The sequence below is a fragment of the Pseudomonas sp. RA_105y_Pfl2_P56 genome, from assembly GCF_963970845.1.
GTDB classification, from domain to species: Bacteria; Pseudomonadota; Gammaproteobacteria; order Pseudomonadales; family Pseudomonadaceae; genus Aquipseudomonas; species Aquipseudomonas baetica_A.
The window spans coordinates 20,027-34,333 of the sequence record NZ_CAXAPL010000052.1 but is presented as its reverse complement, the minus strand read 5'-3'; the positions used below and the strand labels follow the sequence as shown (position 1 = coordinate 34,333).

Sequence of the window (14,307 nt, the reverse complement as noted above, 5' to 3'; positions counted from 1 at the left end):
GAGTCCAGTACTGCTCGGCGCTGTATCAAAAGCTCCACGCCAAGCATGGCATCACGTGTTCGATGACAGATGGCTACGACTGCTACCAGAACGCCTTGGCAGAGCGGGTCAACGGCATCTTGAAAACAGAACTATTACTCCACCGGCCGAAAGACTTGGCGCAAGCGGAGCAAATGGTGCGAGAAGCGATCCTGATCTACAACCAGGAACGCCCGCACCTGTCCTTAAAATACAAAACGCCCGATGCAGTGCATCGGGCGTTGGGGTGAAACAGGTGTAAACCTATTTCAGGACTAGACATGTTGTTTATGTGCTGGCTTGCTCGCGAAGGCAATTTGTCAGGCGCTGGTGTAGTCCGCAGCCAGAAACCGAAACCACCCAACCAATAATTATCGATTTCCCGCGTAAGACATTTCCGCCTGTTACCCGTCTTCATCCCCGTAACCAAATGTGTAACCGCCAGCGCCAAACCGGGGCGAGGGGAAACGCATCGCCCCGTTTCAGAGCCTCAAAACCAGGCGAGAAAAATAAGACACAACGCTGCGCTTGCCGGATTAGAAGGGTTTGCGAATAATAGGCCCGCAATTTGCAGCATAGATCGGTTCACTGTCTTTCGCTCTTGCATGAAATTGCAAGACTGTCAATGTGCTCAAGTCGGTTTCTCGGTGCATCTGTAATTAGTTGTCGCATTGAAGAAATATCGACTTCGGGCCTGTCGTTAGAATGCCGATCACTGGCTCATCGTGGCTAACGTTGAAACCTCCTGCGGTTTCAATAGGAAATTTCCCACCGATGCAGCAACGGATTTTCCGATTCACCCATTCGCATATTGGGCTGTTGCTCACTCTGCCGTTTTTGCCCTTTACCGATGGAGTCTCAAGATGAAGAAACTTGTGCTGCTTGGCGCCCTGGCACTGTCCGTGCTGTCGCTCAATGCCTTCGCTGACGAAAAACCTGTGAAGATCGGTATCGAAGCGGCTTACCCTCCGTTCGCTTCCAAAGCGCCGGACGGCAGCATCGTCGGTTTCGACTATGACATCGGCAATGCGCTGTGCGAGCAGATGCAGGTCAAGTGTGTATGGGTCGAGCAAGAGTTCGACGGTCTGATCCCGGCACTGAAAGTGCGCAAGATCGACGCGATCCTGTCGTCCATGTCGATCACTGAAGACCGCAAGAAGTCCGTCGACTTCACCAACAAGTACTACAACACCCCGGCACGTCTGGTCATGAAGGCCGGTACTCAGGTCAGCGAAGGTCTGGCTGAGCTCAAGGGCAAGAACATCGGCGTGCAACGTGGTTCGATCCACGAGCGTTTCGCCCGCGAAGTCCTGGCTCCACTGGGCGCCGAGATCAAGCCGTACGGTTCGCAGAACGAGATCTACCTCGACGTGGCCGCCGGTCGCCTCGACGGCACCCTGGCTGATGCCACCCTGCTGCAAGACGGTTTCCTGAACACCGACGCCGGTAAAGGTTTCGCCTTCGCAGGCCCGGCTTTCACCGACGTCAAATACTTCGGCGACGGCGTAGGCATCGCTGTGCGTAAGGGCGATGCCCTGAAAGACAAGATCAACGCGGCCATCGCGGCCATCCGCGAAAACGGCAAATACAAAGCAATCCAGGACAAGTACTTCGCCTTCGATATCTACGGCAAGTAATACGTCTCTGCGACAAGTCCGAAATGGCGCAAGCAACAGGATCTCTGCGGTTTGCGCCATTTTTTCATCCCTACTTTCGAGGACCTGAATCATGTTGAAAGGCTACGGGGCTGTCATCCTCGATGGCGCATGGCTGACGCTTCAGCTCGCCTTGTCGTCCATGGCTCTGGCCATCGTTCTCGGGCTGATCGGTGTTGCACTGCGCCTGTCGCCGGTGCGCTGGCTGGCGTGGCTGGGCGATCTGTATTCCACGGTGATCCGCGGGATTCCCGATCTGGTGCTGATCCTGCTGATTTTCTACGGCGGTCAGGACTTGCTCAACCGCGTGGCGCCGCTGCTCGGCTTCAACGATTACATCGACCTGAACCCGTTGGCCGCCGGTATCGGCACCCTCGGTTTCATCTTCGGGGCGTACCTGTCGGAAACCTTCCGTGGCGCGTTCATGGCGATCCCCAAGGGGCAGGCCGAAGCGGGCATGGCCTACGGCATGAGCAGTTTTCAGGTGTTCTTCCGGGTGATGGTGCCGCAGATGATTCGCTTGGCGATTCCAGGCTTCACCAACAACTGGCTGGTACTGACCAAGGCGACTGCGCTGATTTCGGTGGTCGGTCTGCAAGACATGATGTTCAAGGCCAAGCAGGCGGCGGATGCCACTCGCGAGCCTTTCACCTTCTTCCTTGCAGTGGCGGCGATGTACCTGGTGATCACCAGTGTCTCGTTGCTGGCATTGCGTCAACTTGAGAAGCGCTACTCGGTAGGCGTAAGGGCGGCTGATCTATGATCTTCGACTACAACGTCATTTGGGAGGCTATGCCGCTGTACCTCGGCGGCCTGTTGACCACCCTCAAACTGCTCGCGCTGTCGCTGTTCTTTGGTCTGCTGGCGGCGTTGCCGCTGGGGCTGATGCGCGTCTCCAAGAACTCGATCGTCAACGGCACCGCGTGGCTCTACACCTACGTGATTCGCGGTACGCCGATGCTGGTTCAACTGTTCCTGATCTACTACGGTCTGGCCCAGTTTGAAGCTGTACGTGAAAGCTTCCTCTGGCCGTGGCTGTCCAGCGCTACGTTCTGCGCATGCCTGGCGTTCGCCGTGAACACCAGCGCCTACACCGCGGAAATCATCGCCGGCAGCCTGAAGGCGACGCCGAACGGTGAGATCGAAGCGGCCAAAGCCATGGGCATGTCGCGCTTCAAGATGTACAAGCGCATCCTGCTGCCGTCGGCCCTGCGCCGCGCGTTGCCGCAGTACAGCAACGAAGTGATCATGATGCTGCAGACCACCAGTCTGGCGTCCATCGTGACCCTGATCGACATCACGGGTGCGGCCCGTACCGTTAACGCGCAGTACTACCTGCCTTTCGAGGCGTACATCACCGCTGGCGTGTTCTACCTGTGCCTGACCTTCATTCTGGTCAAGTTGTTCAAGCTGGCCGAGCGTCGCTGGCTGAGCTATCTGGCCCCGCGGAAGCACTGATATGGAACGTATCGACCACGTTTTGCCGTGGAGCCATCTGGGCAGCGAGCGCAGGATTTCGGTGTTTCGTTTCGGCAGCGGCGAGCGCAAGGCTTACATTCAGGCCAGCCTGCACGCTGACGAATTGCCGGGCATGCGCACCGCCTGGGAGCTTAAAAAGCGCCTCGGCGAACTCGAAGACAAAGGCCTGCTCAACGGCGTGATCGAGCTGGTGCCGGTGGCCAACCCGTTGGGGCTTGGTCAGTTGCTGCAAGGCAATCACCAAGGCCGTTTCGAGGCGGGCAGTGGCAAGAATTTCAACCGTGACTTCGTTGAGCTGAGCGCGCCGGTTGCGGCGGCGTTGGCCGACAGCCTGGGTGACGATTCGCACGCCAATATTCGCCTGATCCGTCAGGCGATGGCCGATCATCTGGCGGCATTGCCGCCCGCGAGCAGCCAGTTGCAAGGCATGCAGCGCGTATTGCTCAGCCATGCCTGCACCGCTGACGTGGTGCTCGACTTGCACTGTGATGCTGAAGCGGCACTGCACCTGTATGCGTTGCCGCAGCACTGGCCGCAGTGGCGTTCACTGGCCGCGCATCTGAATGTGAAAGTGGGTTTGCTGGCGGAAGATTCCGGCGGCAGCTCCTTCGATGAAGCCTGTTCGCTGCCGTGGCTGCGCCTGTCGCGTCAGTTCCCGCAGGCGCAGATTCCTTTGGCTTGTCTGGCGACGACCATCGAGCTGGGCGGTCAGGCTGACACTGGCCGCGCTGATGCCCAGGCCCATGCTGAAGGCATTCTGGCGTTTCTCGCCGAGCAGGGCTTGATCAGCGGCGAGTGGCCGAGCCCGGCACACGAGCCGTGCGAAGGCATGCCGTTCGAAGGCACCGAATTGTTGTTCGCGCCGCACCCGGGCGTGGTGAGCTTTGTGCGTAAACCCGGCGAATGGGTCGAGGCCGGTGATGAGATTTTTGAAGTGATCGACCCTGTGTCCGATCGGGTCAGCACGGTGTGTGCTGGTACGTCCGGGGTGCTGTTTGCCATTGAACGGCTGCGCTATGCCCAACCCGGTTTCTGGCTGGCCAAGGTGGCGGGGCGCGAAGCGCTGCGTCACGGGCGCTTGCTCAACGACTGACTGACTGTTTTTGTGAGAACCGACCGCATGTACAAACTTGAAGTCCAAGACCTGCATAAACGCTATGGCAGTCACGAAGTGCTCAAGGGCGTGTCCCTGAAAGCGGCAGCCGGCGATGTGATCAGCATCATCGGCTCCAGTGGCTCCGGCAAAAGTACTTTCCTGCGTTGCATCAACCTGCTTGAGCAGCCGCACGCGGGCAAGATTCTGCTCAACAACGAAGAGCTGAAACTGGTCGCGAACAAGGACGGCGCGCTGAAAGCCGCTGATCCAAAGCAACTGCAGCGTATGCGTTCGCGTCTGTCGATGGTGTTCCAGCATTTCAACCTGTGGTCGCACATGACCGCGCTGGAAAACATCATGGAAGCGCCGGTGCATGTGCTGGGCATGTCCAAGGCCGAAGCCCGCGAGAAAGCCGAGCATTACCTTAACAAGGTCGGCGTGGCCCATCGTAAGGATGCGTTCCCGGGGCACATGTCCGGTGGCGAGCAGCAGCGTGTGGCGATTGCTCGTGCGCTGGCGATGGAACCGGAAGTGATGCTGTTCGACGAACCGACCTCGGCGCTCGACCCGGAACTGGTAGGCGACGTGCTCAAAGTCATGCAGGCGCTGGCTCAGGAAGGCCGCACCATGGTGGTGGTCACCCACGAAATGGGCTTTGCCCGTGAAGTGTCGAACCAGTTGGTATTCCTCCACAAAGGTGTCGTGGAAGAAAGCGGCGATCCGCGTGAAGTGCTGGTCAATCCGCAATCGGAACGTCTGCAACAGTTCCTCTCGGGTAGCCTCAAGTAATCGCTCCCGTTATGCACCCAATTAGGTCATGCTTCGCGACCTGAAAACTTGCTCGGCCCCCTGTGGGAGCGGGTTTGCTCGCGAAAGCGGTGTATCAGTCGACATCATTGGTGTCTGATCTACCGCATTCGCGAGCAAGCCCGCTCCCACAATGGATCTGCGACAGTTTCGATTTCGGGCTAGCATTGGCCCTTGCCTTCATCACCGTTCTTCGTTTCGGATTGCCCGCCCATGACTGCCCATCGAATTGGTTTCCTGATTTGGCCCAGCACTAAAGCGTTGACGCTGGCGCTGGCGGAGGAGGCCTTGCGTGTTGCTCAGCGTGTGCACCCGGACGTGGTCTACGAGTTGACGTTCTTGCAGGCCGAGCCTCCCGCCGAAGGTGCCTGGCAATTGCCCGGCGAGCCATGGGCCGGCAAGCTCGAAAACTTCCAGAAACTGTTTCTGCTCGCCGATGAGCCACCGACGTCTTTGGCGCCGGCTCTGAGCAGTGCACTGAAACAACTGGTGCGGGCTGGCTGTGTGATCGCAGGTCTGTCGGCCGGCGTGTATCCGTTGGCGCAACTCGGTTTGCTCGACGGTTACCGCGCTGCCGTCCACTGGCGCTGGCAGGACGATTTCGCGGAGCGTTTCCCTAAAGTCATCGCGACCAGCCATCTGTTCGACTGGGACCGTGATCGCTTGACCGCGTGTGGCGGCCTGTCGGTGCTCGACTTGTTGCTGGCAGTGCTGGCGCGTGATCACGGTGCAGAGCTGGCCGGTGCGGTGTCCGAAGAACTGGTGGTGGAGCGCATCCGCGAGGGCGGCGAGCGTCAGCGCATTCCGTTGCAGAACCGTCTGGGCTCCAGCCATCCGAAGCTCACCCAGGCGGTGTTGCTGATGGAAGCCAATATCGAAGAGCCGCTGACCACCGACGAAATTGCCCAGCATGTGTGCGTATCCCGTCGGCAGTTGGAGCGGATCTTCAAGCAATACCTCAATCGTGTGCCGAGCCAGTACTACCTGGAACTGCGCCTGAACAAGGCCCGGCAAATGTTGATGCAAACCAGCAAGTCGATCATTCAGATCGGTCTGTCGTGCGGCTTCTCCTCGGGGCCGCACTTCTCCAGCGCTTATCGCAACTTCTTCGGTGCCACGCCGCGAGAAGATCGCAACCAGCGGCGAAGCAGCAGCCCGTTCGAATTGTCGTCGGTGCCGCCCGAGCGCGGCTGAGCCGCGTCGGGTTGGCGACTATTGTTAATTCTCCGATTGCGGCGAGGTCGCAAACGTCGAAGACGACGATGAGCTCGTGTCATCCCCCACGGTGATCTGCTGGCGCCAGCGCGGTTCATTCAGCCTGGCTGCGCGCAATTGTGCATAGTCTTCAAGCCGTCTGCGGGCCAGCCCCGACAACGGATTGCCATCGAAGTTGAAGTGGGCGATCAACTGACGATCACCACGCAGTATTTCAATCGACAACTCGGTGATCGCGTTATCCGAAAGGTCGGCGTGGCTCAGTGTGATGGAGTCGAACAGTGCCGGCCACGTCTCGGTGAGTCCGGTATTACTCAGATCCAGGCGGGTCAGTTGCTTCATGCGGCTGATGTCGGGCGCGCGTCCTAGGGGATTGTTGCTTAAGTCCAGGCTGTCGATTTCTTCCAGAGCCCCCAGCGCATTCGCAGTGTCTTCTGTCAGGCGGATGCTGCACTCGGGCAGATTCAGCAGCTTGAGTTTCTTCATGCTTAAAACCTCGGCGGGAATGCTCTCGAGTTCAAACCCCCGCATCTTAAGACTCAGCAGGTTAGGGAAGCGGGCGAGCAAGCCTTCGGTTCGCGGCGCAACGGTAGCCGTGCTGGTCAGATCCAGTTCAAGCACATGCCCGAAGTCCGCGGCCAAGGCAGGCGGGTCTCCGATGAACGACAGGTCGAGGGTCAGGCTGGACGCGGACTGAATTGCGGATGATTTGCGACGCCAGGCATTTTCCAGGCTTTCCTTGAATTTCATCCTTTTGGATTGCTCTTGCAGCCGCGCTTGCGGTTCCAGCGATTGGCGGGTGACGGGGTCAAGCAACTGCGCGTTCATCCAGCGCTCAAGGTCGTTGTTGAGGGTCGTCAGTTCGGTCTCTCGACGTGCCAGTTCGACGCGTCCATCCGCCAATGTGCCGGGCAGGCGGTAAATCAGATCGCTGGCTTGGGTCTGCGACAAATGTGGATACAACGCTTGTACCCGTTCGACATCGGCCTGTTCGGCCAGTACGAAAAAATGCCTGCCGGTACGTTGGTAATAGGCTTTGATCTGATCGCGCGTCTTTGCAGACATCGGGTTGTCGTCCAGAGCGATGCCATTGCTGACCGGGTCGGGGAGGTTGTAGAGCGCCTCCGGCAACTCGGTGATGCGGTTATCGTTCAACAACACGGTGTTGAGGTCGGCAATCTCCGTCAGACCGGCCGGGACGCTGTCGATACCGGTTTCGGACAGGTCGAGGTAAGTCAGCGCCTTGAGCGGCGAAACGTCAGGCACCACACCCAGTGGATTTTTATACAGATCGAGCATGGTCAGCCGGCGCATACCTGAAAGCATGGCTTGCGCCTGGGCGTCAAAGACCACACCACAGTTGCTAAGCGCCAGGGTCAGCAGCGAGGGCATCCTGTTCAGCGCCTGAGGCCAGCGGCGCAGGGCAATATCGCGCATTTCCAGCCCCGACAAACCAGGGAAACAGTTCAGGAACGCGTCCGGGACGTTTTGCGTTGATTTGCCCTGCAAGGACAATTGTTTGACATGGCTGAAGTCAGCCGACAGGGCGGGCAGATCACCGGTGAAGGGCAGTTCGGCAGTGAACGTATTGGAGCGCAGCTCAAGTTTGTCTGCGCGGCGCTGGCGCCAGAACTGCTGAAGATCGTTGCTGAACTCTTGTCTGGCTTCGCGCTCGGTTGCCACCTCGGTGGTACTGAGTGGCTGGCCAGTCTCGGGGTCGCTTGCCGCAATGGCCTCGGTCCAGGCATTGAGGTCGCGATCCATTTGGGCCATTTCGCTTTCCCAGCGCAAAAGCTGGGCTCGACCGTCGTCCAGCGAGCCCGGCAGTTTGTAGATCATATGGTTGGCGTCTTCGTCTTCCAACTCCGGAAACAAGGCGCGCGCGCGGCCGATGTCTGCACGATCGGCCTGCACGCCAAGGTCGCATCCTTGTTGGTTGTAGAACGTCTTGATGCGATCACGACTGGCGTCCGACAAAGGGTTGTCATACAGATCGACGCCGTCAGCCAGATCGGCGTCGATTTGAAAAAACGCTTCGGGTAATTCGGTGATGCGGTTGCTTTCGAGCAGAACTGATTTCAGGTTGGGATGTGCTTCGAGACCATTTGGCAGTTCGGTCAGGCTGCAGTTGGACAAGCGAATGTCATTCAATTTTGGCATCGCCGCGATATCCGGTGCCAGCGTCAACGGGTTGTTGCTCAGGTCCAGACGTTCAAGGTCGCTCAGTGAGATCAGTGTGTTTTGCCCCTCGGGGGTCAACGTGAGCTGGCAATGGTTCAGCGTCAGATCCTTCAGTTCCTGCATGCGACCAACGGGCGCGGGGAATTGCTCCATGGTGAGGTCGCGCATCTCAAGCGATTGCACTCTGGGAAACAGATCAAGGAACGGTTCGATTCCACGCAAGGCAGGATTGCCCTTGAGGTGCAGGTTCGAGACGTGGCTGAAGTCTGTCGTGAGCACGGGCATGTCACCGATGAATGGCAGGCCCGAGGAAAAAGAATCGTCACGCATTCCGGACAGGGTCAAGCGATGACGCCAGAAGTTCTCAAGCTTTTGCCCGAACGCCTTGCGGTATGCGTACTCGTTGAGCAATTCGATGGCCGTCAGGGCTTCACCGGTGACGGGATGGAGGGAGGGAACCTTAGGCGCCCACGTGGCGAGATTGGCTGTCAGCGTGGTGAGCTCGGTTTGCCAGCGACCGAGTTGATCATGACTATCGACCAGGGTGCCGGGCAAGTCGTAGATCATGTCACTGGCTTCCTGCGCATCCAGTTGTGGAAACAGTTCCCGAGCCACGGCAATGTCAGCCGGATCGGCCTGCACATCGAAGTCTTGCCCCGTCTTGCGGTAATAGATTTTGATCCGTTCGCGAGTCGCGGCTGATAGAGGGTTGTCGGCAAAATCCATCCCGTCGCTGCGATTGGGGGGCAGTTCGAAAATGGCCTCGGGCAGTTCGGTGATGAGGTTGTCGCTGAAGATCATCGTGCGCAGATTCGGGTGATCGATGACGCCGTCCGGGACGGTGGACAAGCCAGCGTTGCTCACATCGATATAAGTCAGGTTGGGCAGCAGGTTCAGGTCGGGCAGTGTGCCCAGCGGATTGTTGCCCAGCTCCAGTGTTTCCAGGCTGCTCATGGTGCAAAGAGCTGCCTGGTTTTCCGGGGTCAGCACCACCGCACAATTCTTCAGCTCCAGCGTGGTCAGGCGAGGAAAACCGATGATCGAACTGGACGCCGGTTCCAGATCGAAATCAAACAGATGCAGCGCTTCCAGGTTCCGGAAACGATGCAGAAATGGCGTCAGCGCTGAAACGTCTTTATTGCCGGTCAGGCTCAGTTTGGAGACGTGGCTGAAGTCGGCATCCAGCGTTGGCAGATCGCCGATGAAGTCCAGATTCGCCTCCAGGTACCAGCTTCTGAGCGTGGGCTGGTGTGGGGTTCTGCTGCCCCAGAATTGCTCCAGCGCCTGAGCGAATCGCTCGCGGTGCATCAGTTCGCTGGATTGCTCGTTCAGGTTCAGCGGTTGGCCGGTCGTGGGGTCGTTTTCGGGAATGTTTCGGCTCCATTGCGCAAGGCCATCCTTCATCTGTCTGAATTCGACTTCCCATTGGGTCAGTTGCGCCCGACCTTGAGCCAGCGTTCCGGGCAGTTGATAGAACACGTCGGTAGCCTGCGCAGGCTCGAGTGCCGCAAACAGGTTGATCGTGCGGTTGATGTCGACTTCTTCAGGCACTACCCCGAAGTGCTTTGTGGTGCGCTGGTAATGGGTTTTCACGCGTTCTCGCGAGGCGGCGCTCAGCGGGTTGTCGGCGAAATTGAAGCCGTCGCTGAGCATGCTGTTGAGTGTGAATAAGGCGTCCGGCACTTCGGTGATCAGGTTGCTGGCGAATTTACCGCTGACCAATCGTGGGTGGCTCAGCAGATTGGCTGGCGCCTCCGTGATACCGGTATTGGTCAGGTTGAGTAAACGCAGCGAGGTCATTGGCTGGATATCGAGGTGCAGCCCTAGCGGGTTGTCCTGCAGATCGAGAACGGACAGGTCTGACAATGAAGCCAGTAAAACCTGATCGCCAGCGCCGAGGCGCAGGTTGCAATTGCGCAGGATCAGTTGCCGCAGCACCGGCATCGAGGTGAGGGCGGACGGCAGATTTGGCAGGTTGGCGTTTTGCACATCCAGATACATCAATGTGGGGAAACGCTGCAAGAACTGATCGACACCGCGGGTACTTCTGATGCCATTGATCGCCAGAGAGGTGACGTGGCTGAAGTCAGCATCCAGCACAGGAAGCTCGCCAATGATCGGGTCAGTGATCTGCATCAGGTAACCGGCCGGTCCGCGCGTTTGCTTGCGCCAGCACCGCTCGATCCCGCGTCTGAGGGTCGAACGGCTTTGCAGGGCGGCTCTGCGCTGAATCGGTGTCAACGCCAGACCTGTCTGCGGGTCGTGCGACGGCACATCGAACTGCCAGCGACGCAGATCGTCGCTGAGCCTGATGTACTCGCGGTGAAGTCGCGAGAGCTCGCCTCGCACACCACCCGCGCCTCGCTGGTGCTCGAAAATGAACATCTGCACTTCGGCTGGCGATTCGTTCGGATAGACCTCAAGTATCCGCTCAGCGAGCGTTCGCGCTTGCGCACTGCGTGTTGGTGGATGACTTTCAACACCGACCAGGCGCAACGTATCGATAACGGGCTCCGGTAGCGGTGGTTGTGCAATCGCAACCCGCAGTTCGCTGCGCGCCATCGGATTCGCTCGAATCGCTTGCTTCAATTTACCTGCGTCGCTGATTTGCAGGTTCAACGCCCGGCGATCGGCATCCGGCAAGGCGTGGAGCAGGCTTGAATAGAAATCGGTGGCCGAATGCAGCTCCTGAGCGCGTTCATCGTAGGGCTGATAGTTGCCATCGCTTTTTCGCACGAGGATTTTCTGCGCGGGGGCATCGCTGCGGCCGGTGCTGTCGAGTATCGGCCCTTCGTAGTACCCGTCGCGGATTTCGATACGTACATCGCCGCTCCAGCCAGGTAACAGTTTGAGGCTGTGCAGTGCCAGGGTGTCAGAATCCGGGTTGTTGACGGAATCGAGCTCCAGCCCTTCATAGGCGCGGGTGACACGCACTTCCTGACGGGCCAGTTGCATGAGTTGCTGCTGACGCGCCGGCACTTGCCCTTCGCTGATGGCCAGCAGTTCGTCACTGGTGGTCGTGGCGAGTAATTCGCGGGTGACGGCGGCCGGTAGCGCCGGATCGTGCTGGAGCAGGGGCTGCGCCAGTGGATCGTCGCTGTGCTGCAGCGCCTGATAGCGCGCCTCGAACATGACGCTGCGTTGTTGCATGGCGAGCTGGGCCAGTTGCTTGCGAAGCATCTGGCTGCGTACGTCCAGTGGCGGCGTCGGGCCGGAAAACTCCATGCCCAGCAGGGCTTTGCCTTGCGCCTCGTCGAGGGCATAAAACAGGCTTTTGAGCAGGTCGTCGCCGATCAGGCTGGCTTGATGCAACTCGGTCAGCGGCAAGCGCTCGTCACTGGAGGATTGCCAGATGAGTTCGCCTTGTTTATCCAGCAAACGCAGGCGTTTGCCGGCAGGCCAGCGACCCTGCTCGGTCAACAGTTGCAACTGCATGACCGGGTCGGCGCGCAGGTATTGCTCGGGCGCATCGCTGCTCAGATAGTCGTTAAAACGTTGCAGTTGCTGATCGATCTTGAAGCGCTGGATGCTGTCGGCCAGCAGCGGCGGCAGTTTTTCCTGTTCGACATGCATTTTGCGCAGGGCGCCTTCGTTGACCCCGCTGACCTGAAGAATCGTTTCGCGTTCGAGTGGGGAAAACGACTCGACCAAGGGGCCGATCCGGCGCAACGCCGTGGGCTTGTCCCATTCCAGTGGTTGTTCGAGTTCCGTGTGCCAGGCGCCGTCGCCGTTGTGTCGCAACAGCGGCTGGTAAGCATCGGGACGGGTCGGGTGTTCGATCCGGTACTGGCCGGGGATTGTGCTTTCGCTCACGGCAAAATGGGCGTTTTCGAGCGGCAACAGATGTTTGCCCTGATGCTCGTGCAGGCCCAGTTGATTAGGCGTGGAGTCGGCGTCAGGAGCGCTCTCCTGTTGATAGCGACCGAGATCAGGATCCCAGTAACGGACTTGTTCGTTGGTCATTTTGACCGTTTTGAAACGGTCGATGAAGGCGACGATTTCTTTGGGCAAAATCTTGGGAAGCTCGGCCACGGCAATGTTCCCGCCGACTGCAAACAACCCCAACTGGATCAGCGATTCGAGGGTGCTCATCAAGTGTTCGAACGCTTCGGTGGTGCGCCCCTGTGCCCATTCGATGATGCCTTCGAAGGCCTCGTTGAGAAACTGATAAGCCATGTACGCCATCATCGCTTCGCCCAGCACGGGCACGAACGGCGCAACGACCAGCGCTGCGGTCTGCACGATCGTCGAAATGATATTGACCACCGAATCCCAGAAGGCCCAGCGGGCTTTCTGGTCGACCGAAGCGGTCGGCACGGCGATGAAACGGGCGTCATTGAGGATCTTGTTGAGTTTCGCCTGATAGAGGTGTTGCCACAGGTCGTCGTGGAACGGGATGAATGCCGTCTCCAGATTGGGGCGCTCGACCGGGGACGCCCGCCAGGCGGGTTCAGAGCTCCCTTTCTCGCTTGGGTGCCATTTGATTTTGCTCAGGCGGTCATTGAGGCCGGAGAAGAAAAAACCGCGGTGTTCGTGATTCACGAACCGGCTGAAAAAGTGCTGGTAATCCTTTGAGCGCAACTGTCGGGTCAATTCAATGACCATCTCGAGCGCCGAGGCATATTCCTTGAACGGGTGCTCGGGGTCTTCCGGGACATAGGCCACCACTTGGGCGTTTTTTCGCGCCTCCTCCAGGCTGGGGGCAAACACGACGATACCGGTAAGCGTGGCGCCCATCATCGTCACGTCATGACGCACCACGGGCACGCTGTTGATTCGTATGCCTTGCAGCCCGTCGAGCATCGCGTCGATCAGGCGAAAAGAACTTTGCGAAATGTCACGGTTCATCAGTGCCATTTGCAGCGCTGCGCGCATCGCGGCTTTTTCACTTGCATCAATCTTCTGGCGCAGCGACGTTGCCACTGCCGGATCGGAGAAGCCCAGGTGGGCTTCCAGATGGGTTTTGTATTGCGCGCCGATATCCAGTTCCCGGCACAGTTTTGTAAAGTTCGCGATGCTCAGTTTGGCCTTGATTGACGGCAGGGTATCGAACTGGCCGGTGGATGAGGGCTGGGTGATGTAAGTCGAATCGGCTTCGAAGGCCTTGTTGCGGGTTTCCTTTTCTTCGAAGTTATGCAGTGCGGCATCCAGCAGCGAGACCGTCCAGGTCCGAGCGCCGGTACTGATCGGGAACCAGGGCGTGGTTGCGGGGATATACAGGCGCAGGAACGTCTTGCGCACATCCACATCCAGGTCGAAGCGGCTTTTCAGCGCTTGCTTGAGCAAGGGTTCGGCGAAGGCACTGGCGTCCTGCAAATGTTCCAGTTGCGTGTCGACCTCGCTTTGCGCCGTCCAGTGTTCGGCGTTGAGGGCTTTGAGTCTCTGATGCTGTGCGGTCGATACCGCCTGCAGTGTGAGGGTTTGTGACGGCTGGACTTTTTTCAGGGCCTGGCGTCGGGTGGGGGAGACGTTGGCAAGCCAGTCGGGCAGGGCGTTCTTCAAGTGCTGATAGTGATCATCGGGGTGTTGCGGGTCGGTCGTGTCGGTTCTAGCTGTGGGGTGCTGTCCTTGAGGCAAATGCATGTGCCGTTCCTTGGCCGTTGAAAAGAGCGACAGCAAATCAGGAAGTGGCGATCCAGGTGCGGTACATATTTATCGCTTGGACGTGAGGCTGAGTTGATATTCTCCCGCGTCTGCCGCAATCGGCAGCGCCAGTTTAAACTGCGCCTTTGCGACGCTATTTGTCGCATTGCCGTAAACCCGGGAAAAACCGGGGTTTGCGCTATAAGAAGTTGTCGCTTGGCGGCAAGGCCGGGCTGAAAACTGTCCTTACAATCCCCCCATCGCTCGCCAGTT

General features: G+C 58.6%; 7 protein-coding genes and 1 pseudogene. 7 read left to right on the top strand and 1 reads right to left on the bottom strand.

Going from position 1 to position 14,307, the window contains the following annotated elements; all coding sequences use genetic code 11:
* The 7 genes and pseudogenes from AACY11_RS25465 to argR form a co-directional block, all read left to right on the top strand.
* A pseudogene (locus tag AACY11_RS25465) lies at positions 1 to 297 on the top strand (integrase core domain-containing protein); the annotation flags it as partial.
* 584 nt (positions 298 to 881) lie between these two features.
* Entirely contained in the window at positions 882 to 1,655 is a 774-nt protein-coding gene (locus AACY11_RS25460; RefSeq protein ID WP_221734279.1) for an ABC transporter substrate-binding protein, read from the top strand.
* A gap of 91 nt (positions 1,656 to 1,746) precedes the next feature.
* On the top strand, positions 1,747 to 2,436 hold the full coding sequence (locus AACY11_RS25455) for an ABC transporter permease (RefSeq protein WP_053122878.1): 690 nt from the start codon (positions 1,747 to 1,749) through the stop codon (positions 2,434 to 2,436).
* On the top strand, positions 2,433 to 3,131 hold the full coding sequence (locus AACY11_RS25450; protein ID WP_221734280.1) for an ABC transporter permease: 699 nt from the start codon (positions 2,433 to 2,435) through the stop codon (positions 3,129 to 3,131). Before AACY11_RS25455 ends, AACY11_RS25450 begins: the two co-directional genes overlap by 4 nt.
* Position 3,132: 1 nt before the next feature.
* Positions 3,133 to 4,245, top strand: a complete 1,113-nt coding sequence (locus AACY11_RS25445; protein WP_339495994.1) for a M14 family metallopeptidase — start codon at positions 3,133 to 3,135, stop codon at positions 4,243 to 4,245.
* A 27-nt stretch (positions 4,246 to 4,272) separates the two neighbouring features.
* Positions 4,273 to 5,037, top strand: a complete 765-nt coding sequence (locus tag AACY11_RS25440) for an ABC transporter ATP-binding protein (RefSeq protein WP_221734282.1) — start codon at positions 4,273 to 4,275, stop codon at positions 5,035 to 5,037.
* Between the two features lie 231 nt (positions 5,038 to 5,268).
* The gene (gene argR, locus AACY11_RS25435) at positions 5,269 to 6,249 is read left to right on the top strand and encodes a transcriptional regulator ArgR (RefSeq protein ID WP_339430883.1); all 981 of its coding nucleotides are present in this window, start codon (positions 5,269 to 5,271) and stop codon (positions 6,247 to 6,249) included.
* Positions 6,250 to 6,273: 24 nt separating this feature from the next.
* On the opposite strand, the gene AACY11_RS25430 is transcribed toward argR, so the two are convergent.
* Entirely contained in the window at positions 6,274 to 14,034 is a 7,761-nt protein-coding gene (locus AACY11_RS25430; protein WP_339495993.1) for a dermonecrotic toxin domain-containing protein, read from the bottom strand.
* Positions 14,035 to 14,307 lie beyond the last annotated feature (273 nt).

Excerpts from the sequence above, each read along its gene's own strand:
- AACY11_RS25460 (WP_221734279.1), top strand. The coding sequence starts at position 882 with ATGAAGAAACTTGTGCTGCTTGGCGCCCTGGCACTGTCCGTGCTGTCG.
- AACY11_RS25455 (WP_053122878.1), top strand. The coding sequence starts at position 1,747 with ATGTTGAAAGGCTACGGGGCTGTCATCCTCGATGGCGCATGGCTGACG.
- AACY11_RS25450 (WP_221734280.1), top strand. The coding sequence starts at position 2,433 with ATGATCTTCGACTACAACGTCATTTGGGAGGCTATGCCGCTGTACCTC.
- AACY11_RS25445 (WP_339495994.1), top strand. The coding sequence starts at position 3,133 with ATGGAACGTATCGACCACGTTTTGCCGTGGAGCCATCTGGGCAGCGAG.
- AACY11_RS25440 (WP_221734282.1), top strand. The coding sequence starts at position 4,273 with ATGTACAAACTTGAAGTCCAAGACCTGCATAAACGCTATGGCAGTCAC.
- argR (WP_339430883.1), top strand. The coding sequence starts at position 5,269 with ATGACTGCCCATCGAATTGGTTTCCTGATTTGGCCCAGCACTAAAGCG.
- AACY11_RS25430 (WP_339495993.1), bottom strand. The coding sequence starts at position 14,034 with ATGCATTTGCCTCAAGGACAGCACCCCACAGCTAGAACCGACACGACC.